Source organism: Streptomyces tirandamycinicus (genome assembly GCF_003097515.1).
In the GTDB taxonomy this organism is placed as follows: Bacteria; Actinomycetota; Actinomycetes; order Streptomycetales; family Streptomycetaceae; genus Streptomyces; species Streptomyces tirandamycinicus.
Genome location: NZ_CP029188.1, coordinates 3,782,300 through 3,806,537, shown reverse-complemented (window position 1 = coordinate 3,806,537; position 24,238 = coordinate 3,782,300). Strand labels below are relative to the sequence as shown.

Genomic DNA, 24,238 nt, shown 5'->3' with positions numbered 1-24,238 from the left:
GCGGGATTCGGGGGCGGGCGGGACGGGCCGGGCGTACGGGCGGTGTGGCCGGACCGGATCGGATCGGATCGGACAAAATCGGACCGGACCGCAGACGGGTTCGACGGGACGGAAGGGCCGCAGCCGAGGACGGGTGGCGGCGGGCTGGCTAGTGGGCGGGTTTGAGGGGCAGCAGCACGCTGATCCGGAATCCACCCCCCGGCCGTGGACCGGCGTCGAGCGTGCCGCCGACCATGCCGACGCGCTCCCGCATGCCGATGAGGCCGTGGCCCTTGCCGTCCGCGCCGCCGTCCTCGTACAGCTCGTGGGCCGCGCCGCGGCCGTCGTCCTCGACGAGGAGTCCGAGGCCGTCGTCGAAGTAGACCAGCCGGACGCTCGCCCCGGCGTCCGGGCCACCGTGCTTGCGGGTGTTGGTGAGGGCCTCCTGGACGATCCGGTAGGCGGTGAGCTCCACACCGCTCGGCAGCGGCCGCGGGGTGCCCTCGATCCGGAAGTCGACGGTCAGGCCCGCGCCGCGCACCTGCTCCACCAGTTCCTTGATCTGCTCGACGTCCGGCTGCGGCACGTACTCCCCGCTCTCGGGTGCGTCGCCGGTGCGCAGGACGCCCAGCAGCCGGCGCATCTCGGCGAGCGCCTGACGGCCTGTGGAGGAGATCGTCTCCAGTGCCTGCCGGGCCTGGTCCGGTGCGGCGTCCAGCACATAGGCGGCGCCGTCGGCCTGTACGACCATCACCGAGACGTTGTGCGCGACGACGTCGTGGAGCTCGCGCGCGATCCGGGCGCGCTCGGCCGCCACCGCGACCTTGGACTGCGCCTCGCGCTCCTTCTCCAGCCGGGTCGCCCGCTCCTCGAGCTGGGCGAAATAGGCGCGCCGGGTGCGCAGGGAGTCGCCGAGCACCCAGGCGAGGGCGAACGGAACGGTCATGACGACCGTGAAGAAGATCTTCGTCCCCGCGCTCATGCCCGGCTCCGGCCAGCGGATCTGGGCGAGCGTGGCGGCGCACAGCCCGCCCGCGAGCGCGAGGTGGGAGGCCCAGCGCTGCCCGTCGTGCGCGGCGACCGTGTAGATGAGCACGAGCATCGCGAAGTCCGCCGGGTTGGGTCCGACGTCCAGTACCAGCTGGGCGATACCGACGCCCGCGACCAGCAGCAGCATCCGCTCCGGCACCCGGCGGCGCAGCGCGACGGCCAGGCAGAGGAGCAGTACGACGACGGCGGGCGCCAGGCGCGGCTCCACCCCGACGTGCTCCTGGACGACCCACAGCACGGAGAACCCGAAGAGCACCACAGCCCAGAAGCTGTCGACGCCCGTCGGGTGTCTGCGGAGAAGATCATAGAGGCGCTGCACGTAACCCAGCGTAGGCAGTCCGCAAAGCCGCCCGGGTCAACCGGAGGGGCGATCCGGTCCCGGTGCGGCTACTCCCCAAGGTGGAGACTGGGGCGCGTGACGTATCAGGCGGCGAACGAGGCGGAGCGCACCGGCGGCGCGGAGTGGGTCCCCTGGCGGGAGGCCGCGGAGCGGGCGCTGTACGGGCCGCGGGGCTTCTACCGGAGGCCCGAGGGACCGGCGGGGCACTTCCGTACGTCCGTGCACGCCTCACCGCTGTACGCCGCCGCGGTGGCGCGGCTGCTGCGGGAGACCGCGGAGGACCTGCCGGCCGCGGTCGCGGAGGTCGCGCTGGTCGACATCGGCGCGGGCCGCGGCGAACTGCTGGCCGGAGTGCTGGCGGCGCTGCCGGACGGTTTCCCGGTGCGCGCCTACGCCGTCGAACGGGCGGCCAGGCCCGCGGGGCTCGACCCGCGGATCGAGTGGGGCGAGCGGCCGCCCGCCGGGGTCAGCGGGCTGCTGTTCGCGAACGAGTGGCTGGACAACGTACCGGTGGACGTCGCCGAGGTCGACGACGCGGGTGTCCCCCGCTACGTCCTGGTCAGGGCCGACGGCGAGGAACGCCTCGGGGATCCGGTGGCCGGGGCCGACGCCGCATGGCTGGCCCGCTGGTGGCCGCCCGCCGGCCCGGGCACGCGCGCCGAGATCGGGCGGCCCAGGGACGCGGCCTGGGCGGCGGCCGTGGCGTGCCTGGACGTGGGGCTCGCGGTCGCCGTGGACTACGCCCACCGTGCCGGGGATCGTCCGCCCTTCGGGACGCTGACCGGGTTCAGGGGTGGGCGCGAGGTCCGGCCCGTCCCGGACGGCGGCTGCGACATCACGGCGCATGTGGCCCTCGACGCCTGCGCCGGGCCGGGAGCCGAGCTGGTGAGCCAGCGCGAGGCCCTGCGCCGTCTCGGCGTCTTCGGCGCCCGGCCGCCGCTCGCCCTGGCCTCGACCGACCCCACGGCCTACGTACGCGCGCTGGCCTCGGCGGGCGAGGCCGCCGAACTCACGGCCCCGGGCGGCCTGGGCGACTTCGTCTGGCTCCTCCAGCCGGTACCGGCGCGCTGAGGGACCGGCGATACCGGGGAGCACCGGGGAGCTCCTTACGGCGCGGCCCCGCCGTGCGTACCAGAGCCGTACGTATCAGAACCGTACGTGCCAGAGCCATACGCACCAGAGCCGTACGCACCAGAGCCGTGGCGGGCACGGGCCGGCCTCCGGGCGGGTCCCGGCCACGCACCCGTACCGGTCCCCGGACGGGGCTCCGGTCGCCGGCCCATGCGAGGGATACTGTCGCCCATGACGGAGACGACGATCGGCATCGGCGGCGCGGCGGAGAGCACCGACATGGTGCTGAACATCGGGCCGCAGCATCCCTCCACGCACGGTGTGCTGCGTCTCCGGCTGGTCCTGGACGGCGAGCGCGTCGAGCGGGCCGAGCCGGTGATCGGCTATATGCACCGCGGCGCGGAGAAGCTCTTCGAGGCGCGCGACTACCGTCAGATCGTCATGCTGGCCAACCGCCACGACTGGCTGTCCGCCTTCTCGAACGAACTCGGCGTCGTCATGGCCGTCGAGCGGATGCTCGGCATGGAGGTCCCGGAGCGCGCCGTATGGCTGCGCACGCTCCTCGCGGAGCTGAACCGGGTACTCAACCACCTCATGTTCCTGGGGTCGTATCCCCTCGAACTCGGTGGAATCACCCCGATCTTCCACGCATTCCGCGAGCGGGAGGACCTCCAGCACGTGATGGAGGAGATCTCCGGCGGCCGGATGCACTACATGTTCAACCGCGTCGGCGGTCTCAAGGAGGACCTGCCCGCCGGCTGGACCGGGCGGGCGAGGAGCGCGATCGCCGAGGTCCGGTCACGGATGGACGTCTACGACCGGCTCGTCCTCGGCAACGAGATCTTCCGGGGCCGCACCCGCGGGGTGGGCGTGCTGACCGAGCGGACGGCGCACGCGTACGGCGTCTCGGGCCCGCTCGCCCGCGCCTCCGGCGTCGACTTCGACCTGCGGCGCGACGAGCCGTACCTGGCCTACGGCGAACTCCGGGAGACCCTCGAGGTGGTCACCCGCACCGAGGGCGACTGCCTGGCCCGGTTCGAGTGCCTGCTGTGGCAGACGCACAACTCGCTGGAGCTCGCGGACGCCTGCCTGGACCGGCTCGCCGAGCTGCCGCCCGGGCCGGTCAACCAGCGGCTGCCCAAGGTGCTCAAGGCCCCCGAGGGCGCCACCTACGCCTGGACCGAGAACCCGCTGGGCATCAACGGCTACTACCTGGTCTCCAAGGGGGAGAAGACCCCGTACCGGCTCAAGCTGCGCTCGGCGTCGTACAACAACATCCAGGCGCTCACCGAGCTGCTGCCCGGCACCCTGGTCTCCGACATGGTGGCGATTCTGGGATCGATGTTCTTCGTGGTGGGGGACATCGACAAGTAGGCCGCCGGGCGGACGGCGCGCAGGGCGCCGGACCGGCAGCCGGCGTCCGGGCCCGCGCAGGCGTGGCCCTCATGGCCGTGGCGGCCGCATGCCCCGGTGCGCTCACGGGCGGCGCACCCCGAACCCCGGCCTGGACCGGCCCGGACCGGACTGGCCTGGACCGGCGCGGACCGGCGCGGACCGGCCTGGCCCGGACCGGCCCGGCCTGGATGGCCCGGACCCGACGGGAATGCCGGGCGGCGGGAGCCGCGCGGCGCCCTTGACCGGCCGCAGCCCGGAGCCGCGCCCCGGGGTCGCCGCTCCGGTCAGGAGATCGCGCTGCGCAACTGCACGACGTCCAGCTGCTCCGTCTCGTCGTGCGCGGTCAGGTCGATGACCTCGCCCACGGCGCGTTCCTCGGTGCGCCTGCGCTGAGCCAGCGCCTCCTCGCCGACCACATCGGCGAGATCCTCGTCCTGGACCGAGGCGAGCCGTGCCGGCTCGAGGGCCGCGACGGGCTTCTTCTTACGGCTGCCGCCCCCGGTGTTCGCGGCCGGTCCGGCGGACCCGGCCGGTCCCGCGGCCTCTTCGGCGCCCTCCGGGGCCTTCGCCCCCTGCGTGCCGAAGAAGTCGAAACCGCCCTGCGGTCGTGCGGGCCGGCGCTGCCCGGAGTAGGGCACGATCGCCGCGGCGACCGGCACCCGCGTGGCGGGGGCGGCGGACGACGGGTGGGCGTGCTGCGCTCCCCCGGCGGCCGCCGCGTGCTTCCCCTTCGGCTCGTCCGCCTCTCGGGCCCGCGAGGCGATATCGCGCTCGCGGGCCTCCTCGACGGTGCGCCTCGCCCGCTGTTCGGCGGCCCGGCGCGGCAGCTCGTCCAGCGCCTTGGCCGCCCGCAGATAGGCGGACGGCGTCGGCGTGGAGCCCGCCGGGGGGAGCTCCTTGGGCGAGCCGGCCTCGATCGCGAGCTGCCTGCGGCCCTCCAGCGCGCTGGCTCGCTCGGTCTCCGCGTTCGCGTAACGGCGGAGCAGCGCGGCATGCTCATTGCGCAGGCCGGCCAGCTCGACCCGCTTGGCGCGCAGCTTGGCGTCGAGCTTGGTGCGCAGTTCGCGGGACTCGTCGAGATCGGACTCCAGCTCCGCTATACGTTCCTCCGTCTTCCACGCGTCACTGGCGCGGAGACGGGTGAGCTCGGCGACGCGGCGGCCCGCGTACCGGTCCCAACTGCGCATGAGGACCGCACCGGTGACCGCCGCGGCGGCTGCGGCCGCGACCAGGGTGCGGAGCAGGACCGGATCGGAGAGCAGCCAGGCGCCCAAAGCACAAAGGACCGAGGCTCCGGCGACCGCGGAGGGCGGGAGGAGCCTGTGCAGAGGTGGGGAATGGCGGTGGCGTCCACGTGGCATGGCCTGAAATTTACCGTGCGTAGGTGACGATTGGGGGGTCGGACCGGCAATCTCTTCGCATCGGGACACCTCGCTTTCGATGTACCGGGCACTCGGCCGCATTCCGCGCCCCGTCCCGGTTCGCTGCGGGCCTTCGGACCTCGCGCGCGCCAAGGACGGATTGCGGAAGTCCACTTACGTCCGGCGGTGCCGGCCCCGCGGGCCGGGTCCCTTTCGAAACCCGCCGCGGCCCGGCGGTCGAGCCGTCGCCGCTACCGGCGACGCCGGCCCGTCACGGCAGGGCAGACCCCGCCGCGTGGGTCACGTGTTCCCGAGCAGCTTCCTGGACGCCAGGTACTCCCTCGCCACCTCCTGCGGCTTCGCCCTCTCGGCATCCACCTTCCGGTTCAGCCCGACCAGGTCCTCGGTCGTCAGCACCCGGGTGAGCCGGCCGAGCGCGTCGGCTATCTCCGGAGATCCGGCGTCCTCGGCGTTGACCACGGGCAGCACGTTGTCGGCGTTCTGGAGCTTCCTGTCGTCCTCCAGCAGCACCAGACCGTAGCTCTCCAGCGTGGCGTCGGTCGTGGTGGTCAGGACCAGCTGGTCCTCGCCGTCCTTGACCGCCTGTTTGGCCTGCGGCGTTCCGACGCCCTTCGGGTCCACGCCCGTGACGTCGATGCCGTACGTCTTCTTCAGCCCCGGCGCGCAGAACGGGCGCACCTCGCACTCGTCCCCGGCCGCGATCCTGACCTTGATCTTCGACCTGCCAAGATCGGAAAGCGACTTGAGGTTGTTCTTCTCGGCGAATTCCCTGCTCACCGCGAACGCGTTCTGGTCGACCGCCTCCCCGGGGGGCAGCACCTTCAACCCGCGGGGGGTCGCGAGCTTCTCCAGAGCGGCCACCGTGGCGGCGACATCGCCGGACGCGACGGGCTTCTCCTCCGGGGCCTTCGGCCCGTTCTCCTTGGCGTTGAGGAATTCGGCGATCGTGGCCGCGTATTCCGGTACGACGTCGATCTCGCCCTTCTCCAGCGACGGTTCGTACAACTCGCGGTTCTTCACCGTGGTGACGGAGACGTCGTATCCGGCGTCGCGCAGTACCTGGGCGTAGAGCTCGGCGAGCACCTTGGACTCGGTGAAGGCTGCCGCCCCCACCACGAGGGGGCCCTTGCCTTCACCGCTCGCGCCGCCGCTCGATGCGGCGCCGTCCTTCTCCCGTTCCAGGCTGTCACCGCCGCAGGCGGCGAGCGAGCCCGCCAGCGCCATGACGCCCAGTACCGCTCCCGCGAGGCGCGAGGTCTTGCCCATCAGGTTCACCATCCAAGGAGTGAGTCGTCACACGGTCCTCCGGAGCGGACTGACCATGCGGTCCACCGCAACCAGCACGGCCTCCACCAGGAGGGCGAGCCCGGCCACGAGCACGGCGCCCGCGACCACTTGCGGAGTGTCGTACGTGTTGAACCCGGCCGTGATGATGCGGCCGAGGCCGCCCTGCCCGACCATCGCCGCGATCGTGGCGGTGGCGACCACCTGGACCGCGGCGGACCGCAGCCCGGTCATCACCATCGGATAGGCGAGGGGCAGTTCGACCCTGGCGAACAGCTGCCCGCCCGACATCCCCATGCCCCGTGCCGCCTCGACCACCGACCGGTCCACCTCCCGCATGCCCACATAGGCGTTGGTGAGCAGCGGCGGAACGGCGAACAGCACCAAGGCGATGATCGTCGGGAGGTATCCGGCACCGCGCAGCGGCGTGACCATGAACAGCGCGAGCACCGCGAACACGGGAACCGCCCGCCCCACGTTCGAGATGTTCACGGCCAGGGCGCCACCGCGTCCGGTATGCCCCAGCCAGAGCGCGAGCGGCAGGGCGACGGCACAGGCCAGGGCCAGGGCGAGCCCGCTGACGTACAGATGCTCACCCAGCCGGTGCCAGGCTCCGCCCTCCCCGGACCAGTTGGCGCCGTCGGTGAGCCACGCCCAGGTCCTGGCCGGCACGTCCATCAGTGGGCCTCCCGGCTGCCGGCCGTACGTATACGGGTCCAGGGCGTGAGCAGCCGCTGCACGCCGAGCAGCAGCAGGTCCGCGGCGACCGCGAGGAGCACGCAGAGCACGGATGCGGTCAGTACCTGTGCCTTGAAGAAGCTGGGCAGCGCGTCCTCGATGAGATTGCCCAGGCCGCCGCGGCCGACGATCGAGCCGACGGTGGTGAGCGCGACCGTGGAGACGGTCGCGATCCGCAGCCCGGCCATCACGGCGGGCAGGGCGAGCGGGAGCTCGACCTCCCACAGCAGCCGGGCCGGTCCGTACCCCATGCCGCGGGCGGCTTCACGGGTCTCCGCGGGGACCGCCTCCAGCCCCGCCACGATGTTCCGCACCAGGATCGTCAGCGAGTAGAGCACCAGGCCGGTGACGACCAGGGCGGCGGAAAGTCCGAAGAAGGGCAGCAGCAGCGAGAACATGGCCAGCGACGGGATCGTGTAGAGCACCGTCGTCAGCCCCAGGACCGGTCCGGCGAACCGGGGGCGGCCGCGCGCGAGAAGCGCCAGCGGAAAGGCCACGACGAGCCCGATCGCGACCGAGGCGACCGTGATCTGGACGTGCTGCGCCGTGGCGTCGACCAGCTCCTGACTGCGGGAGCGGAGGTACTCGCCGCAGATCCAGTCGTTGGCGACCAGGCAGTCCCGGCCCGCCATCTCCCCACCCCCGTCCTCGTGTCCGGCCTGTTCGACGGCTTGCCGAACAAGGAACGACCCTAAACCCCGCCACCGACAGTCGTCAGAGGAGCCGGCGCTCGCCGAGGAGCGGGGGAGCGGACCGTCGCCGAGGAGCCGGCGGTCACGGAGCAGCGGACCTCACCGAGCAGCGGATCGTCACCGAGGGACTCCGCGTTCCGGCGGTACCGCCCCCGCGCAGGGCCCGCCGCCACCCGTCACAATGGGGAACCATGATCCGATTCGAGCACGTGACCAAGCGGTACCCGGACGGCACGACCGCTGTGGACGACCTCTCCTTCGAGGTCGCCGCGGGTGAACTGGTCACGCTCGTCGGCCCGTCCGGCTGCGGCAAGACGACGACCATGAAGATGGTCAACCGCCTCGTCGAACCGACCGAGGGGCGGATATTCCTGGACGGGGACGACATATCCACCATCGATCCCGTAGAACTGCGGCGCCGGATCGGCTATGTGATCCAGCAGGTGGGCCTCTTCCCGCACAAGACCGTGCTGGAGAACACCGCGACCGTGCCCCGCCTCCTGGGCTGGAAGCGCTCCAAGGGCCGCGAGCGGGCCGCCGAGCTCCTCGATCTCGTCGGCCTCGATCCCCGCGTGTACGGCGACCGCTACCCCGAGCAGCTCTCCGGCGGCCAGCGCCAGCGGGTGGGCGTGGCCCGGGCCCTGGCGGCCGATCCGCCGGTCCTGCTGATGGACGAGCCGTTCGGCGCCGTGGACCCGGTCGTCCGGGAGCGGCTGCAGAGCGAGTTCCTGCGACTGCAGGCCGCGGTCCGCAAGACGGTGCTCTTCGTCACCCATGACATCGAGGAGGCCGTCCGGCTCGGCGACCGCATCGCCGTCTACGGGCAGGGCAGGATCGAGCAGTTCGGCCCACCCGCGGCCGTGCTCGGGGCACCGGCCGGCCGCTACGTGGCGGACTTCGTCGGCGCGGACCGTGGCCTCAAGCGGCTGTCCGTCACCCCCGTCGAGGAGGGCGACCTCGAGCAGCCGCCGGTGGTCCGCCTCGACGACCCGCTGCCGCGCGTTCTGGACGCGCCCTGGGCGGTCGTCCTGGACTCCCGTGGCGACCTGCACGGCTGGATCTCCGCCGAGCACGCGGGCCGCACCGGCACCGTGCGCGAGCACGCCCGCCGCATGGACGCCTGGATGCCGGTCGGCGCCTCCCTGAAGCAGGCGTTCTCCACGATGCTGCAGCACGACGCGGGGTGGATCGCGGTCGTCGACCGGGAGGAGAAGGGACGCTTCCTCGGCGTACTGACCCCGGATCGGCTGCACGAGGCCCTGCGCCGCTCCGTCGACGCGGACACCCGGGACGTCCCCCGCACCGCGGTGGACATCGACAAGGTCCCGTCGCGCTGATCACGGCCGACCCACCCGGGCCGGTCGTGCCGGACGAGGCCGGACGAGGCCGGACCGCGCCGGCCGGATGTCAGCCCGTGCCGAGCCGGCCGCTCATCCACACCAGCGCCGGCGGGATCTCACGGCGCCAGGTGTTGAAGTTGTGCCCACCGCTCTCCAGCGTGATGGACGACACGCGCGCGGGGGCCTTCACCTTCCTGATGAACTCGCGCGTCCCCGCGAGGTTCCCCTCGCCCTGCTCGGAGGTGGTCACCAGGAACGAGGAGGCGCCCTGCGGCCGGTGGTCCAGGCTCCACAGCAGGTTCGCACGCCTGCGCTCGGCCTGGTTCCCGTGGAAGAGGTCACCGGTCGTCGGGTCCTCCGCGGCCTTGTAGTACGCGGACAGGCCCGCCCCCGCGGCGAACCGCCCGGGGTGGTGCAAGGCGATCTTCAGCGCGCAGTATCCCCCCGTCGAGTTGCCCATGATGCCCCAGTTGCGCGGCCCGGTGCCCACCCGGTAGGTCTGCGCCACGGCGGCCGGCAGGTCCTGAGCGAAGAACGTCTCCGTCTGCGGTCCGTCCGGGACGTCCACGCACTCGGTGTCCCTGGGCGGCGCCACCGTCGGCCGGAGCATCACCAGGATCATCGGCCGCATCCGCCCCTCGCGGGCTTGCATGAACGCGGTCCTCGGATACTCCAGGCCTGTGATCAGGTTCTCCGCGGTGCCCGGGTAGCCGGTCAGCACGACGGTCACGGGAAAGGCCCTGCTCGCGTGGGCGGGCTGGAAGTACTCCGGCGGCAGATACACGTACGCCGGGCTGTCGATCCCCGACCTCTCGCCCACGATCACCACCTTGTGGATCTGGCCGCCCGTCTCCGGCCGCGCACCTCCCGGCACGTCCGGCCGCTGCTTTCCGACCACCTTGACGGTCCTGCTGCTCGCCGAGTGGTCCACGACCACGCCCATCTCCTGTTCCCGGCCGAGGAGATCGGCCCAGGAGCCGTAGAAGAGGAAGGACTTGTTCGCGGCCAGACCCACCGCGGCGAAGATTGCCGACTGCGTGGCGAGCAGCAGGCCCACCCGGCCGAGGACGGCGCGCCGGCCGCGGTGGGAGAGGCGCGGCCACAGCCGGATCGTCGCGACGAAGAGGGCCACGGCGGCCAGAACGGCCAGCGCCAGAACCTTGTTGCTGGTGAGACCCATGGGGCGATCGAGCTTCTTCCGTGAGAATTTCCTGAGAGCCGATGAACCCGCCACCCGCAAGTGCCGTCCTAGAAAGCGCAAATCGTCCGAGCCGAACGTTCTGCGGCGATGGACTCCACCATCTCTCTCGAGAGCCTCAGGAAGCGATGTCTGCCACCATAGATGGGGATAAGTCGGGGTTGGTTCCGGAACGCGTACGCCGGATCCTGCGCGGCCCGCGCGCCGAATCCGTTCCCGCGCTGGTCGGCACGGCCTGCACCTTCATCGGCCTGATCGACATCGCCGCGGGAGTCTTCCCGCGCTTCCGGCACAGCCGGATGCACGCCCTCGCCGAGGTACTCCCGGGCGCCCTGGGGTCGTTCGCGGCCGCGCTGTCGCTCAGCGCGGGCGTCCTGCTGCTGCTCCTGGCGCACGGGCTCAAGCGGCACAAGCGGCGCGCCTGGCGGGCCGCGGTGATCCTGCTCCCCGCCGGCGCCGCCGCCCAGTTCGCCTACCGCCACTCGGTCGTCGGCGTCGTGCTGTCGCTGGCACTGCTGGCCCTGCTGCTGCGCCACCGCAGCGAGTTCGCCGCCCTGCCCGACCCGCGCAGCCGCTGGAAGGCACTCGCCAACTTCGTGCTGATGGGCGCCGGTTCGATCGGCCTCGGCCTGGTCGTCGTGAGCGCCCATCCGGGCAGGGTCATCGGGAGTCCCAGCCTCACCGACCGCCTGGAGCACGTCCTGTTCGGGCTGTTCGGCTTCGAAGGACCGGTCGGGTACGAGGACGGCGTCGACTGGACCGTCGGCTACTCGCTCGGCGCGCTCGGCCTGCTGACCGCCGTGACCACGATCTACCTGGCCCTCCGGCCCGAGCACCCGGCCGCGACACTCACACCGGACGACGAGAGCCGGCTCCGCGAACTGCTCGAGAGGCACGGCGGCCGCGACTCCCTCGGCCACTTCGCGCTCCGCCGCGACAAGGGCGTGGTCTTCTCCCCCAGCGGCAAGGCCGCCGTCACCTACCGCGTCGTCTCCGGCGTCATGCTCGCCAGCGGCGACCCGATCGGGGACGTCGAGGCGTGGCCGGGTGCCATCGAGCGCTTCATGGACGAGGCCAAGGCGCACTCCTGGACTCCCGCCGTCATGGGGTGCTCGGAGACGGGCGGCCAGGTGTGGACCCGGGAGACCGGCCTCGACGCCCTGGAGCTGGGGGACGAGGCGGTGGTGGACGTGGCGGATTTCTCGCTCACCGGGCGCGCCATGCGGAACGTGCGCCAGATGGTGAAGCGCATCGAGCGGAACGGTTACGAGACCCGCGTCCGCCGTGCCCGTGATCTCTCCGACGCCGAGCTGGACCGGATACGCCGCGCCGCCGGCGCCTGGCGGGGCACGGACACGGAGCGCGGCTTCTCCATGGCCCTCGGCCGGATCGGCGACCCCTCGGACGGCGACAGCGTGATCGCCACCGCCCACAAAGCCGACGACGGCGAGGCGGGCCCGTACGGCGACCTGAAGGCCGTGCTCCACTTCGTGCCCTGGGGGACGGACGGCATGTCCCTGGATCTGATGCGCCGCGACCGCTCCGCCGACCCCGGCATGAACGAGCTGCTGATCGTCGCCGCCCTGCAGGCCTCCCCCAGGCTCGGCATCGCCCGGGTGTCGCTGAACTTCGCGATGTTCCGGTCGGCGCTCGCCCGCGGGGAGCAGCTGGGTGCGGGGCCGGTCCTGCGGGTCTGGCGGGGGCTGCTGGTCTTCCTCTCCCGCTGGTTCCAGATCGAGTCGCTGTACAAGTTCAACGCCAAGTTCCGGCCGCGCTGGGAGCCGCGGTTCGTGGTCTTCCGCAAGACCCGTGACCTGCCCCGGATCGGATTCGCCGCCATGCAGGCGGAGGGCTTCGTGACGCTGGCCGTGCCGCGGCCGTTCCGCCGCCGGACGCCCCGGGCGCCCCGGCCCTGCGCCCACATCCGCCCGGTCGCCGCCGACGAGCACGAGGCGCGGGCCGCGTAGGCGTAGCGGGCCGCGCACCGGGCAGCCGCGGGGCGGGGCGGGGCAGCCGCGGGCCCGGGCAGCCTCGGACAGGGCCGGGGCCGAGGACGGACGGAGCCGAGGACGGCCGGACCCGGGCAGCAGGGGCGCGGCTCCACCGGGCCTAGGCTGGTCGTATGAGTACCTTGCGCGGACGGGGCACGCCCACGGGCCTGCCGGAGTGGGACCGCTGTGCGGTCATGGGGGTCGTCAACGTGACGCCCGACTCCTTCTCCGACGGAGGCCGCTGGTTCGACACCACGGCCGCCGTCAAGCGCGGCCTCGACCTCGTCGCCGAGGGCGCGGACCTGGTGGACGTCGGAGGTGAGTCCACCCGGCCCGGCGCCTCGCGCGTCGACGAGGAGGAGGAGCTGCGGCGCGTCCTCCCCGTCGTGCGGGGCCTGGCGGGCGAGGGCGTGACGGTGTCCGTCGACACCATGCGCGCCTCCGTCGCCGCGCAGGCGGTCGCCGCGGGCGCCACGCTCGTCAACGACGTCTCCGGCGGGCTCGCCGACCCGCAGATGGTCCCGGCCGTCGCCGCCGCGGAGGTCCCGTTCGTCGTGATGCACTGGCGCGGCTTCAGCGAGGACATGAACAGCAGGGCGGTGTACGGGGACGTCGTCGCCGAGGTCGTCGCGGAACTGCGCGAGCGGATGGACGCCGTGGTCGCGGGCGGGATCGCCGCCGAACGGCTCGTCGTCGACCCGGGCCTCGGCTTCGCCAAGCGGGCCGGGGACGACCTCGCCCTGGTCGCCCACCTCTCCGAGCTGCGTGCGCTGGGCCGTCCGCTCCTGGTCGCCGCGTCCCGCAAGCGGTTCCTCGGCCACGTCCTGGCCGGTGGCGCCCCGACCCCGCCGCCCGCCCGCGAGCGGGACGCCGCCACCGCAGCGGTGTCCGCGATCGCCGCCCACGAGGGTGCCTGGGCGGTCCGGGTCCACGAGGTAAGGGCCACGGCGGACGCCGTACGGGTCGCACGGGCCGTCGAGGGAGCCCGGTGACCTCGCGTACCGACGTCGAGAACGTGGAAGCGGCCAACACCGCCTTCTACGAGGCCGTGGAGCGGGGCGACTTCGAGGAGGTCTCCGGGCTCTGGCTGGACGGCGGGGACGCCGGCGACATCTCCTGCGTGCACCCGGGCTGGCCGGTGCTCTCGGGGCGCGGCGAGGTGCTGCGCTCGTACGCCCTGATCATGGCGAACACCGAGTACATCCAGTTCTTCCTCACCGATGTGCGGGTCAGCGTCTGCGGTGACACCGCCGTCGTCACCTGCACCGAGAACATCCTCAGCGGCGGCCCCGCGGAGGAGGCCGGCGAGCTCGGGCCCCTCGTCGGGCAGCTGGTCGTGGCCACCAATGTGTTCCGCCGCACACCCGAGGGGTGGAGAATCTGGTCACACCACGGTTCGCCCGTTCTGGCGGAATCGGACGACGAGGAGAACGGCGATTCCGCCCCGTGAGTGGGTAAACCGGCTAGTGGGAGGTTGGTTTCCGCGGCCGCGGGTAGGGGCGGCCACCAGCCGGTGACGCTTCCGTCCGCGGCCCCCGCGGGCCGGTCGTGTCCGAGCCCGCGGGTAGATTCGCATCCGTGCACTGCTGCCGCCCGCACGCGGCCGGGTGCGCGCCGGACTACGACAGCAGGAGTGATTCGCGTGGATCGTGTCGCGCTGCGCGGCCTGAGGGCCCGCGGGCACCACGGCGTCTTCCCCCGGGAGCGCGAGGAGGGTCAGACCTTCGTCGTGGACCTGGTGCTCGGCCTCGACACCCGTCCCGCGGCGGCCGACGACGACCTGGCGAAGACCGTCCACTACGGAGTGGTGGCGGAGGAGGTCGTCGACGTCGTCCAGGGGGAGCCGGTGGACCTGATCGAGACGCTGGCCGAGCGCATCGCCCAGCAGTGCCTCAAGCACGCCGGCGTCCAGGAGGTCGAGGTCGTCGTGCACAAGCCGGAGGCCCCGATCACCGTTCCGTTCGACGACGTCACCATCACCATCACCCGGAGCCGTGCATGAGCGACCCCACCGTGCAGCCCGTGCCCACCGCCGTCGTCGAGCAGGTCGACGCGGCCGACATCACCCTGTCCAACCCCAAACGCGCCGTGATCGCGCTCGGATCCAACCTGGGCAACCGGCTGGAGACGATCCAGGGCGCCATCGACCTGCTGGAGGACACGCCCGGGGTGCGGGTCAAGGCGGTCTCCCCCGTGTACGAGACGGAGCCGTGGGGCGTCGAGCCGGGCACCCAGCCGTCGTACTTCAACGCGGTGGTGCTCGTGCGGACGACCCTGCCGCCGGGCTCCCTGCTGGAGCGCGGTCAGGCGATCGAGGAGGCGTTCGACCGGGTGCGCGAGGAGCGCTGGGGTCCGCGCACGATCGACGTCGACATCGTGGCGTACGCGGACGTGGTCTCGGACGATCCGCTCCTCACCCTTCCGCATCCCCGGGCGCACGAGCGGGCCTTCGTCCTCGCCCCGTGGCACGACGTGGAGCCCGAGGCCCAGCTGCCCGGCCGGGGCGGCGTCGCGGAGTTGCTGGACGGCGTGGGGCGGACGGGTGTCGCTCCGCGCGCGGACCTGGAACTCCGTCTCCCCGAGTAGTCGTTACGCTCTTCAGGGTCTCCGGCACCAAGACGAAGGGCACAGGGGCGCGTGGTGAAGCAACTACGGCTTGGGGTACTGGCCGGGCTGTTCGTGGCGGCCGGGGTGCTGTCCTGGGGCGGCGCCCGGCTGTGGGACTCGGTGGGCACGCTGCCGAGCGTGCCGCTGGCGGCGCCCATCGTCCTCGCGGCGATCGCCGCGATCCTCCTGGCGACCGCGCTGTCACTGCGCGCCCGGCTGCGGGCCCAGCGGGAGCGCCGCCCGGGGGCCAAGGGCGTCGAGCCGCTGATGGCCGCCCGCGCCGTCGTCTTCGGCCAGGCGAGCGCCCTGGTGGCGGCGCTCGTCAGTGGCGTGTACGGCGGTGTGGGGGTCTTCCTGCTCGGCTCGCTCGACGTGCCGGCCCGCCGTGACCAGGCGATCTACGCCGGCTTCTCGGTCCTGGCCGGAATGGCGGTGATCGCCGCGGGACTGTTCGTGGAGCGGGTCTGCAAGCTCCCGGACGACGAGGACGACGGCACGGGCCAGGTCCCGGCGCGCTGAGGGTCCTCCCGGCCGTACATCACGACGGAGCACCCCCGGCCCGAGAGGCCGGGGGTGCTCCGTCGTTCGGGCGCGGCGGCGGATCAGCGCGCCATGATGAGGCTCATCGCCTCGTTGCGCGTGGCGACGTCGCGGAGCTGGCCGCGGACGGCCGAGGTGATCGTCTTGGCGCCCGGCTTGCGGATGCCGCGCATCGACATGCACATGTGCTCGCACTCGATGACCACGATCACCCCGCGCGGCTCCAGGATCTCCATCAGGGAGTCGGCGATCTGCGTGGTCAGGCGCTCCTGCACCTGGGGGCGGCGGGCGAACACGTCGACGAGGCGGGCGAGCTTGGACAGACCGGTGATCTTGCCTGTGGTGGACGGGATGTAGCCGACGTGGGCGACGCCCCGGAAGGGGACCAGGTGATGCTCGCAGCAGCTCACCAGCTCGATGTCCTTCACCAGGACCATCTCGTCGTGGCCGAGGTCGAACGTCGTGGTGAGCACGTCCTCCGGCTGCTGCCAGAGGCCCGCGAATATCTCCCGGTACGCGCGCGCCACCCGCGCCGGGGTCTCCCTCAGACCCTCGCGGTCCGGGTCCTCGCCGACGGCGATGAGGAGCTCGCGCACGGCGTTCTCGGCGCGCTTCTCGTCGAACTCGCCGATCGTGCCCTCGCCGTCCAGGGTCACCGGGTCGGTCATCTGTGCCTCGTTCCTGTGCTCTGCCGTGGCGCGAAAACGCCGCACCTCCCAGGCTAGAACCCGGGAGATGCGGCGTTCATTCCGGTACGGCGGTTCTCACCGCCGCATCATGCCTGGTCAGGCGTCCGGACGCTCGTCCTGGACCGCCTCCTTGGGCGTCTTGGTGACATCGGTCACCGTGGGGGCGGAGGTCCCGTTGGCACCGTTGGTGAGCGCGAGCTCCTTCGGCGACAGCACCGGCGGGCGGGTGGACGGCGTACGGCGGGAGGACCCGGTCCACGCCGGCCGGGCCGGGCGCTTCACGATCGGGGCGAAGATCTCCGCGATCTCCTCCTTGCCGAGGGTCTCCTTCTCCAGCAGCGCGAGGACGAGGTTGTCGAGGACGTCGCGGTTCTCGACGAGGATCTCCCACGCCTCGTTGTGCGCGGCCTCGATGAGCTTCTTGACCTCTTCGTCGACCAGCGCGGCGACCTCTTCGGAGTAGTCGCGCTGGTGCGCCATCTCGCGGCCCAGGAACGGCTCCGAGTTGTCGCCGCCGAACTTGATCGCCCCGAGGCGCTCGGTCATGCCGTACTGCGTGACCATCGCCCGGGCCGTGGCCGTGGCCTTCTCGATGTCGTTCGCCGCGCCCGTGGTCGGGTCGTGGAACACGAGCTCCTCGGCCGCGCGACCGCCCAGCATGTACGCCAGCTGGTCCAGCATCTCGTTGCGCGTGGTCGAGTACTTGTCCTCGTCCGGGAGCACCATCGTGTAACCGAGGGCACGCCCGCGGGACAGAATCGTGATCTTGTGGACCGGGTCCGAGTTCGGGGAGGCCGCCGCGACCAGGGCGTGTCCGCCCTCGTGGTACGCGGTGATCTTCTTCTCCTTGTCGGACATGATCCGGGTCCGCTTCTGCGGGCCCGCGACCACGCGGTCGATGGCCTCGTCCAGGAAGTGGTTGTCGATCAGCTTGGCGTCACTGCGGGCCGTCAGCAGGGCGGCCTCGTTCAGCACGTTCGACAGATCGGCGCCGGTGAAGCCGGGGGTGCGGCGGGCGACGGCCGAGAGGTCGACGTCCGGTGCGACCGGCTTGCCCTTCTGGTGGACCTTGAGGATCTCCAGACGGCCCTGCATGTCCGGGCGGTCGACGGCGATCTGCCGGTCGAAGCGGCCCGGGCGGAGCAGCGCCGGGTCGAGGATGTCGGGCCGGTTCGTGGCGGCGATCAGGATGACGCCGCCCTTCACGTCGAAGCCGTCCATCTCGACGAGGAGCTGGTTCAGGGTCTGCTCGCGCTCGTCGTGACCGCCGCCGAGACCGGCGCCGCGGTGGCGGCCCACCGCGTCGATCTCGTCGACGAAGACGATCGCCGGGGCGTTCGCCTTGGCCTGCTCGAAGAGGTCGCGGACCCGGGAGGCGCCGACACCGACGAACATCTCGACGAAGTCGGAGCCGGAGATCGAGTAGAACGGCACGCCCGCCTCGCCCGCGACGGCGCGGGCGAGCAGCGTCTTGCCCGTACCGGGCGGGCCGTACAGCAGCACGCCCTTCGGGATCTTGGCGCCGACGGCCTGGAACTTCGCCGGCTCCTGCAGGAACTCCTTGATCTCTTGGAGCTCCTCGACGGCCTCGTCGGACCCGGCCACGTCGGAGAAGGTGGTCTTCGGCGTGTCCTTGGTGATGAGCTTGGCCTTGGACTTCCCGAAGTTCATGACCCGGGAGCCGCCGCCCTGCATCTGGTTCATCAGGAACAGGAAGACGACCACGATGAGCACGAAGGGCAGCAGCGAGAGGAGAACCGAGAGGAACGGGCTCTGCCGCTCGGGCGTGACCGTGTAACCCTTCTCGATCTCACCCGCGTCGTACTTCTGCTGCAGGGTCGTGGCCAGCTCGACGCCCTGGTCGCCGATGTAGCTCGCCTGGACCTTGTCGCTGCCGTCGACCTTCTGGCCGTCCTTCAGCTCGATCTTGATGATCTGCTCGTCGCCGGTGGTCAGCTTGGCCTGATCGACCTGGTTCTTGGTGATCGCCTGGACGACCTTTGCGGTGTCCACCGTCTTGTAGCCGCCCGACGAGCCGACGACCTGCATCAGCACGACCACGGCGAGGACGGCCAGCACGATCCACATGACCGGCCCACGGAAGTATCGCTTCACGTCCATCCATACGGAGCGGTGCCGCCCCGTCCCTCCTGCCCGTAGGTAAATGCTGCTCTGAGACTGCTGCTGTGAGACTGACTGAAAGACTGCTCTTCGGACGGTACCCCAGCATTGTCACTCGGGACCGCCTTCCCATGCTCCAACGGCGGGAAGGCGGCCGGGGTTCCCCGGGGCGCGTCCGTGCCTCAGCCCCCGTACACGTGGGGCGCGAGCGTACCCACGAACGGGAGGTTGCGGTACTTCTCCGCGTAGTCGAGGCCGTATCCGACGACGAACTCGTTCGGGATGTCGAACCCGATCCACTTCACGTCGATCGCCACCTTGGCGGCGTCCGGCTTGCGGAGCAGCGTGCAGACCTCGAGGGAGGCCGGCTCGCGGGAGCCGAGGTTCGACAGCAGCCAGGACAGGGTCAGCCCGGAGTCGATGATGTCCTCGACGATCAGGACGTGCCTGCCCTTGATGTCGGTGTCCAGGTCCTTGAGGATCCGGACCACTCCGGACGACTGGGTGCCCGCGCCGTACGAGGACACCGCCATCCAGTCCATGGTGACGGGCGTGGACAGGGCACGCGCCAGGTCCGCCATCACCATCACGGCGCCCTTGAGGACCCCGATGATGAGCAGGTCCTTGCCCGCGTACTCCGCATCGATCTTCGCGGCCAGCTCGGCCAGCTTCGCGTCGATCTCTTCCTTGGTGATGAGCACCGATTTGAGATCGGCGCCCATGTCCTTCTCGTTCACCCGCGTCGCTTTCTGTATCGGCGTCCCGGCACCCGGCCCGCTGCCGGCTCAGCTTTGCCGAATGACCAGTCTGCCACCCTGGCGGCGCGCCTCGACCCGGCCGGGCAGGTTCAGGGGCTTCTGCCCCCGCCATCCCACGATCAGCCGCTCGACCTCCTCCACATGCCGGGCGAACAGCGAACCCGCAGGTGAACCGGCTGCCACCAGGGCCCGGCGGAGCACCCGGCGGCGGACGGCGGGGGGCAGTGCGTACAGCTTGGCGCATTCGAGCAGCCCGGCGTCGTCGCGGACGGTCTCGTCGGCCTGCGCGGCCCAGGCGTCCAGCGCGTCGGCGTCGTCACGGGAGAGCCGGGCGGTGCGCGCCAGCGCCTCGACCACGCCCTTGCCGAGGGCCTTCTCCAGCGCGGGCAGGCCCTCGTGGCGCAGCCGGGAGCGGGTGTAGGCGGGATCCGCGTTCATCGGGTCGTCCCAGACGGGCAGGTGCTGGACCAGGCACGCCTTGCGGGCGGTCTGGCGGTCCAGCCGGAGGAAGGGGCGCCGGTAGCGGCGTCCGGCGCCGGAGACGTCCGCCATGCCGGACAGCGAGCGGATGCCGGAGCCCCTGGCGAGGCCGAGGAGGACGGTCTCCGCCTGGTCGTCGCGGGTGTGGCCGAGGAGGACGGCGGCGGCGCCGTGGCGCTCGGCGGCCTCGTCGAGGGCGGCGTAGCGGGCGTCGCGGGCGGCGGCCTCGGGGCCGCCGGCGCGCCCGACGGTCACGGCGACGGACTCGACGGGGTCCAGCCCCAGGGCGGTGAGCCGGGCGGCGACTTCGGCGGCGCGCAGATCGGATCCGGCCTGCAGGCCGTGGTCGACGGTGACGGCACCGGCGCGGACGGCCAGCTTGGGGGCCTCGAAGGCGAGAGCGGAGGCGAGCGCCATGGAGTCGGCGCCGCCGGAGCAGGCGACCAGCACGACGGGGCGGTCGTCCGGGCCCGGCGCGGCGGTGGAGCACCCGCCGGAGCTGGGTACGGCGCTCGGGATCTTGTGCAGTTCGTTGAGTACGTCGTGGAGTACGCGGCGGACCGCCAGGCGTATCGCCGCGACCGCAGGATGCGGACCCATGTCCGGTGCCCTTCGTGGAGTCGGGGGGTGGTCGGGGGTACCTCCGACCGGAGGCCGACCGGAGGCCGACCGGCGGAGTGGAGGTGAGGGGGTTTGGTCACTCAGAGTGTCTCGATGGTGACAGAACCGTGCCGTTCCCCGAGCATTGCACGCCTACCCCTCGCCCACGGTCCCTCGGACGGGTGATTACGACGGCGTCCGTCTGCCGTCGGCCGCACGGGGGCTCAGGAGGCCCAGCAGGCTCACGAGTCCGTCCTCCGGTGCACCCTCGCGATCCAGTCCGCCGGTTTGGTGATCTCGGCCTTGGTGGGCAGGGTGTTCGGCGACGTCCAGACCCGGTTGAAGCCCTCCATTCCGACCTCCTCGGCGACCGCCCGCACAAACCGCTCGCCGTCCCGGTACTGGCGCAGCTTGGCGTCCAGCCCGAGCAGCTTGCGCAGCGCCAGGTCGAGGCGGGAGGCCCCGCGTGCCCGGCGCTGCTGGAACTTCTCGCGGATCTCGGCCACGGACGGGACGACCTGCGGCCCCACGCCGTCCATCACGAAGTCGGCGTGCCCCTCGAGCAGGGACATCACGGCGGTGAGCCGGCCGAGGATCTCGCGCTGCTCGGGGCTCTGGACGATCTCGACCAGCGAGCGCCCCTCGTCCTCCTCGCCCTCGGGACGGCCGCCGGCGAGCGTCTGGGCGGCCTCGCGGAGCCGCTCCAGCACCGTCATGGGGTCCACGTCGGTCTCGGCGAGGAACGACTGGATCTCGCCCTCGAGATGGTCGCGCAGCCAGGGCACGGCGGTGAACTGGGTGCGGTGGGTCTCCTCGTGGAGGCTCACCCACAGCCGGAAGTCGTGCGGGGCGACGTCGAGTTCGCGTTCCACGTGGACGATGTTGGGGGCGACCAGGAGCAGCCGCCCGCCGCTGCCCGGCGCCCCGGGCAGCTCGCGCGTGGGCGGGGCGAAGGTCTCGTACTGGCCGAGGACCCGGGAGGCGAGGAACGACAGCAGCATGCCCAGCTCGACTCCGGTCACCTTGCCGCCGACGGCGCCGAGCACGGCTCCGCCGGCGGTGCCGGCGCGACGCTCCTGCATCTTGTCGAGCAGGGGTTTCAGCAGTTCGCGGAAGCCCGCGACATTGGCCCTGACCCAGCCCGGCCGGTCGACGACGAGGACCGGCGTGTCCTCGGGTTCGTGCCCGTCCGGGATCATCCGGGTGAAGTCGCGGACGTGCTCCTCGGAGGCCTTGGCGTGCCGGCGCAGCTCGGCGACGACGGCACGGGCCTCTTCCCGGGTGACGTCCGGCCCTGGCCGGACGAGGCGGATCGCGGTCGCGACCGCGAGGTTCCAGTCGACCATCTCGGCACCACCGATGCTCGTCATGCGTCAACCGTACGTTGTCGCCCCGGCACACGGTGAGGTGTCGGCTCCCCGGGCCCCGGCGCACGCGGTCACCCGGCCCCGCGGCACCAGGCCACGCGGGGGTGGCGGGTGGCCGTGCGGGCGGCCGCGGACGCGAAGGCGGCATGGCGACCTTGTTGCTGGAAGCGGCGACCTGGTCGAAGTCCTTCTTGAACGAGTTGGTCTGGGCGCCTTTCGACATGCGCCGAGCTCAAGGCCGCCAAGCGGGCCGGTACCGAGGTGCAGCGCCTGCGCGGCAAGAACATCGCCCTGATCTTCGAGAAGACCTCCACCCGGACCCGCTGCGCCTTCGAGGTCGCCGCCGCCGACCAGGGCGCGTCGACGACGTACCTCGACCCGGCCGCCTCCCAGCTGGGGCACAAGGAGTCGGTCAGGGACACCGCCCGGGTGCTCGGCCGGATGTTCGACGGCATCGAATACCGGGGGGAGAGCCAGGCGGCCGTCGAGGAGCTCGCCGCGGCCACGCCGGGGTGACGGGGCGACGGGGCCGTCAGGGCAGCAGGGCTGCCGCGAGGCGGTCCAGGGCGGGGCGGGCCGCGGACGCGGACGGCGTGTCACCGGCGAGGAAGGCGAAGGCGAGCAGCCGGCCGTCCGCGGACAGCACCGTGCCGGCCAGGGTGTCGACGCCCCGGAGCGTGCCGGTCTTGGCCCGCACCAGACCGCCGGACCCCGCGGCTGCGCGGCCGCTGAGGGTGCCGGTGAAACCCGCGACCGGGAGGCCGGTGAGCACGGGGCGCAGCTCGGGGTGGGCGGGGTCGGCGGCCCGGACCAGCAGCGTGGTGAGGAGCGCCGCCGAGACCCTGTCGGCGCGGTTCAGCCCGCTGCCGTCGGCGAAGCGCGCCCCGGCCAGGGGCAGCTTCAGCCTCTTGAGCCGGTCGGTCACCGCGGCCTGCGCCCCGGCGAAGCTCGCCGGGCGGCGGGTGGCGAGCGCGGTCTGCCGGGCCAGCGCCTCGGCGATGTCGTTGTCGCTGCTGGTCAGCATCCGCTCGACGAGTGCCGGGACCGGCGCCGAGTACGTGGTGGCGAGGGCCGGGCCCTTCGCCGGGGCCTTGCCCGGGACGGGGCCGGCCGCGGTGTTCACGCCGTGCTCGCTGAGCAGGCCGACGAAGGCGCGGGCGGCGTCGCCCGCCGGGTCGGCGCTGCGGGGCGCGGTGCCCTCCGTCGAGTCGTCGAGACGCCCGGCGTTGACCATCAGGGCGGTGACCGGGGCGATGTTGTCGTTGCCGGCGCCGATGGGGTGGATCACCGGCCCCTGGTAGAGCGTGGTGTCGTAGGTGAGCCGGACCGTGGTGACGCCCCGGTCGCGCAGGGACTTCGCGGTCCGGCTGGCGAGGGTCCGCATCCGGGGCAGGTCGAGGGTGGGGTCCCCGCCGCCGACGAGGGTGATCCCCCGGAAGTCGGGCGTGGCGACGACGCCGGTGGGGATGCGGTGCGCGGGGCCGGTGGCGGACAGCACCGCGGCGGCTGTGGCGATCTTGACGGTGGAGGCCGGGGTCATGGGCGTGCCGGTGGCCCGGCCGTACAGCTGCTCGCCGGTGGCGGCGTCCACGACGGAGGCGGTGCGCAGCGGGCCGAGTCCCGGGTCGTCGAGCAGGGGGCCGAGGACATCGGCGAGGGCGGGCGCGAGGGCGGGCGCGGCGGACGGCGCCTTGGGGGCGCTCGCGGCGGCGAGTACGCCGGGGGCGCTCGGTGCCGGCGCGGGCCCGGGCGCCTCCGCCGCTTCCCGCCCCCGCCCTGTGACCTGGTGATCTGCGCCACCTGTCCGGCCGAGAGCGGCGGCGTGCTCGCGCTCGGCCTTACGCTGGCCGTTGTCCCAGGGGCCGGCCGCGGTCACCGCCGCTGCCGCGAAGGCCAGGCCGATCACGGCCGCACCTGCCGTGAGCTGCCACGTTCCTCGGTCGGGCACCATCGGCCAGCCCCTTTCGCGATCACACGCCTGCGTAGGGGACACTTAATCACTGCGGACAGCCGCATCACCTACATATGTGTTGATCATGGAGGAGTGCCACCCGTGGAGTTCGACGTCACCATCGAGATCCCGAAGGGGTCGCGGAACAAGTACGAGGTGGACCACGAGACCGGCCGGATCCGTCTGGACCGTCGCCTCTTCACCTCGACCAGCTACCCGGCCGACTACGGCTTCGTCGAGAACACCCTGGGCGAGGACGGTGACCCGCTCGACGCCCTGGTCATCCTGGACGAGCCCACCTTCCCCGGCTGCCTGATCAAGTGCCGCGCCATCGGCATGTTCCGGATGACCGATGAGGCGGGCGGCGACGACAAGCTGCTCTGCGTCCCGGCGTCCGACCCCCGTGTGGAGCACCTGAGGGACATCCACCACGTGTCGGAGTTCGACCGCCTGGAGATCCAGCACTTCTTCGAGGTCTACAAGGACCTGGAGCCGGGCAAGTCGGTCGAGGGCGCCAACTGGGTGGGCCGGGCCGAGGCCGAGGCCGAGATCGAGGCCTCCTTCAAGCGCCTCGAGGCGCAGGGCGGCGCGCACTGACGCGTCACCCCGTACGCACGGCCGGGCGGTGCACCCCTCGCGGGTGCACCGCCCGTCGCATACTGGGG

General features: G+C 72.3%; 22 protein-coding genes and 1 pseudogene. 11 read left to right on the top strand and 12 right to left on the bottom strand.

Going from position 1 to position 24,238, the window contains the following annotated elements; all coding sequences use genetic code 11:
* Positions 1-148 precede the first annotated feature (148 nt).
* On the bottom strand, positions 149-1,348 hold the full coding sequence (locus DDW44_RS16860; RefSeq protein WP_026165556.1) for a sensor histidine kinase: 1,200 nt from the start codon (positions 1,346-1,348) through the stop codon (positions 149-151).
* Positions 1,349-1,444: 96 nt separating this feature from the next.
* Between DDW44_RS16860 and DDW44_RS16855 the strand changes: the two genes are divergently transcribed.
* Complete coding sequence (locus DDW44_RS16855; protein WP_108906958.1) at positions 1,445-2,440, top strand: SAM-dependent methyltransferase; 996 nt, start codon at positions 1,445-1,447, stop codon at positions 2,438-2,440.
* Between the two features lie 231 nt (positions 2,441-2,671).
* The gene (locus DDW44_RS16845; protein WP_017949725.1) at positions 2,672-3,814 is read left to right on the top strand and encodes an NADH-quinone oxidoreductase subunit D; all 1,143 of its coding nucleotides are present in this window, start codon (positions 2,672-2,674) and stop codon (positions 3,812-3,814) included.
* Between the two features lie 305 nt (positions 3,815-4,119).
* Here DDW44_RS16845 and DDW44_RS16840 read toward each other — a convergent pair whose 3' ends face one another.
* From DDW44_RS16840 to DDW44_RS16825, 4 genes are all read right to left on the bottom strand, one after another.
* The gene (locus DDW44_RS16840) at positions 4,120-5,196 is read right to left on the bottom strand and encodes a coiled-coil domain-containing protein (RefSeq protein WP_026282046.1); all 1,077 of its coding nucleotides are present in this window, start codon (positions 5,194-5,196) and stop codon (positions 4,120-4,122) included.
* 300 nt (positions 5,197-5,496) lie between these two features.
* Positions 5,497-6,483 (bottom strand): ABC transporter substrate-binding protein, encoded by a 987-nt coding sequence (locus DDW44_RS16835; protein WP_108908862.1) that lies wholly within the window; start codon positions 6,481-6,483, stop codon positions 5,497-5,499.
* A 27-nt stretch (positions 6,484-6,510) separates the two neighbouring features.
* Positions 6,511-7,179, bottom strand: coding sequence for an ABC transporter permease (locus tag DDW44_RS16830; protein WP_108906956.1), 669 nt, complete (start codon positions 7,177-7,179; stop codon positions 6,511-6,513).
* The gene (locus tag DDW44_RS16825; RefSeq protein ID WP_017949729.1) at positions 7,179-7,871 is read right to left on the bottom strand and encodes an ABC transporter permease; all 693 of its coding nucleotides are present in this window, start codon (positions 7,869-7,871) and stop codon (positions 7,179-7,181) included. Before DDW44_RS16825 ends, DDW44_RS16830 begins: the two co-directional genes overlap by 1 nt.
* Positions 7,872-8,122: 251 nt before the next feature.
* Here DDW44_RS16825 and DDW44_RS16820 point away from each other — a divergent pair, with 251 nt between their 5' ends.
* Positions 8,123-9,268 carry an ABC transporter ATP-binding protein gene (locus tag DDW44_RS16820; RefSeq protein ID WP_108906955.1) on the top strand — a complete coding sequence of 382 codons (1,146 nt, stop codon included), beginning with the start codon at positions 8,123-8,125 and terminating at the stop codon, positions 9,266-9,268.
* Between the two features lie 70 nt (positions 9,269-9,338).
* Here the strand turns inward: DDW44_RS16820 and DDW44_RS16815 are convergent, their stop codons facing one another.
* Entirely contained in the window at positions 9,339-10,451 is a 1,113-nt protein-coding gene (locus DDW44_RS16815; RefSeq protein WP_018892484.1) for an alpha/beta hydrolase, read from the bottom strand.
* A 146-nt stretch (positions 10,452-10,597) separates the two neighbouring features.
* Here DDW44_RS16815 and DDW44_RS16810 point away from each other — a divergent pair, with 146 nt between their 5' ends.
* The 6 genes from DDW44_RS16810 to DDW44_RS16785 all read left to right on the top strand — a co-directional run bounded on the left by DDW44_RS16810 (position 10,598) and on the right by DDW44_RS16785 (position 15,586).
* A complete protein-coding gene (locus tag DDW44_RS16810) occupies positions 10,598-12,436 on the top strand; it encodes a phosphatidylglycerol lysyltransferase domain-containing protein (RefSeq protein WP_206307223.1) in 1,839 nt (612 codons plus the stop codon).
* A 155-nt stretch (positions 12,437-12,591) separates the two neighbouring features.
* Positions 12,592-13,452, top strand: a complete 861-nt coding sequence (folP, locus tag DDW44_RS16805) for a dihydropteroate synthase (protein ID WP_078509309.1) — start codon at positions 12,592-12,594, stop codon at positions 13,450-13,452.
* On the top strand, positions 13,449-13,910 hold the full coding sequence (locus DDW44_RS16800; protein WP_108906953.1) for a nuclear transport factor 2 family protein: 462 nt from the start codon (positions 13,449-13,451) through the stop codon (positions 13,908-13,910). The genes folP and DDW44_RS16800 overlap by 4 nt, the downstream gene beginning before the upstream one ends.
* A 192-nt stretch (positions 13,911-14,102) precedes the next feature.
* The gene (folB, locus tag DDW44_RS16795) at positions 14,103-14,462 is read left to right on the top strand and encodes a dihydroneopterin aldolase (protein WP_017949735.1); all 360 of its coding nucleotides are present in this window, start codon (positions 14,103-14,105) and stop codon (positions 14,460-14,462) included.
* Positions 14,459-15,046: a 2-amino-4-hydroxy-6-hydroxymethyldihydropteridine diphosphokinase gene (gene folK / locus DDW44_RS16790; protein WP_017949736.1), complete on the top strand. Its 588-nt coding sequence runs from the start codon at positions 14,459-14,461 to the stop codon at positions 15,044-15,046. Before folB ends, folK begins: the two co-directional genes overlap by 4 nt.
* Positions 15,047-15,100: 54 nt before the next feature.
* A complete protein-coding gene (locus DDW44_RS16785) occupies positions 15,101-15,586 on the top strand; it encodes a DUF3180 domain-containing protein (RefSeq protein ID WP_026165559.1) in 486 nt (161 codons plus the stop codon).
* Between the two features lie 83 nt (positions 15,587-15,669).
* On the opposite strand, the gene folE is transcribed toward DDW44_RS16785, so the two are convergent.
* From folE to DDW44_RS16760, 5 genes are all read right to left on the bottom strand, one after another.
* Positions 15,670-16,275 (bottom strand): GTP cyclohydrolase I FolE, encoded by a 606-nt coding sequence (gene folE, locus DDW44_RS16780; RefSeq protein ID WP_017949738.1) that lies wholly within the window; start codon positions 16,273-16,275, stop codon positions 15,670-15,672.
* Positions 16,276-16,392: 117 nt separating this feature from the next.
* On the bottom strand, positions 16,393-18,417 hold the full coding sequence (ftsH, locus tag DDW44_RS16775) for an ATP-dependent zinc metalloprotease FtsH (protein WP_108906952.1): 2,025 nt from the start codon (positions 18,415-18,417) through the stop codon (positions 16,393-16,395).
* Positions 18,418-18,599: 182 nt separating this feature from the next.
* On the bottom strand, positions 18,600-19,139 hold the full coding sequence (gene hpt, locus DDW44_RS16770) for a hypoxanthine phosphoribosyltransferase (protein ID WP_018892481.1): 540 nt from the start codon (positions 19,137-19,139) through the stop codon (positions 18,600-18,602).
* Between the two features lie 63 nt (positions 19,140-19,202).
* Positions 19,203-20,255 carry a tRNA lysidine(34) synthetase TilS gene (tilS, locus tag DDW44_RS16765; RefSeq protein ID WP_018892480.1) on the bottom strand — a complete coding sequence of 351 codons (1,053 nt, stop codon included), beginning with the start codon at positions 20,253-20,255 and terminating at the stop codon, positions 19,203-19,205.
* Between the two features lie 242 nt (positions 20,256-20,497).
* Entirely contained in the window at positions 20,498-21,625 is a 1,128-nt protein-coding gene (locus tag DDW44_RS16760) for a zinc-dependent metalloprotease (RefSeq protein ID WP_017949742.1), read from the bottom strand.
* Positions 21,626-21,835: 210 nt separating this feature from the next.
* Between DDW44_RS16760 and DDW44_RS16755 the strand changes: the two are divergent.
* Positions 21,836-22,123: pseudogene (locus tag DDW44_RS16755) on the top strand (ornithine carbamoyltransferase); the annotation flags it as partial.
* Between the two features lie 31 nt (positions 22,124-22,154).
* Here DDW44_RS16755 and dacB read toward each other — a convergent pair.
* The gene (dacB, locus tag DDW44_RS16750) at positions 22,155-23,573 is read right to left on the bottom strand and encodes a D-alanyl-D-alanine carboxypeptidase/D-alanyl-D-alanine endopeptidase (protein WP_244224053.1); all 1,419 of its coding nucleotides are present in this window, start codon (positions 23,571-23,573) and stop codon (positions 22,155-22,157) included.
* Between the two features lie 102 nt (positions 23,574-23,675).
* Here dacB and DDW44_RS16745 point away from each other — a divergent pair, with 102 nt between their 5' ends.
* Entirely contained in the window at positions 23,676-24,170 is a 495-nt protein-coding gene (locus DDW44_RS16745; RefSeq protein ID WP_017949744.1) for an inorganic diphosphatase, read from the top strand.
* Positions 24,171-24,238 lie beyond the last annotated feature (68 nt).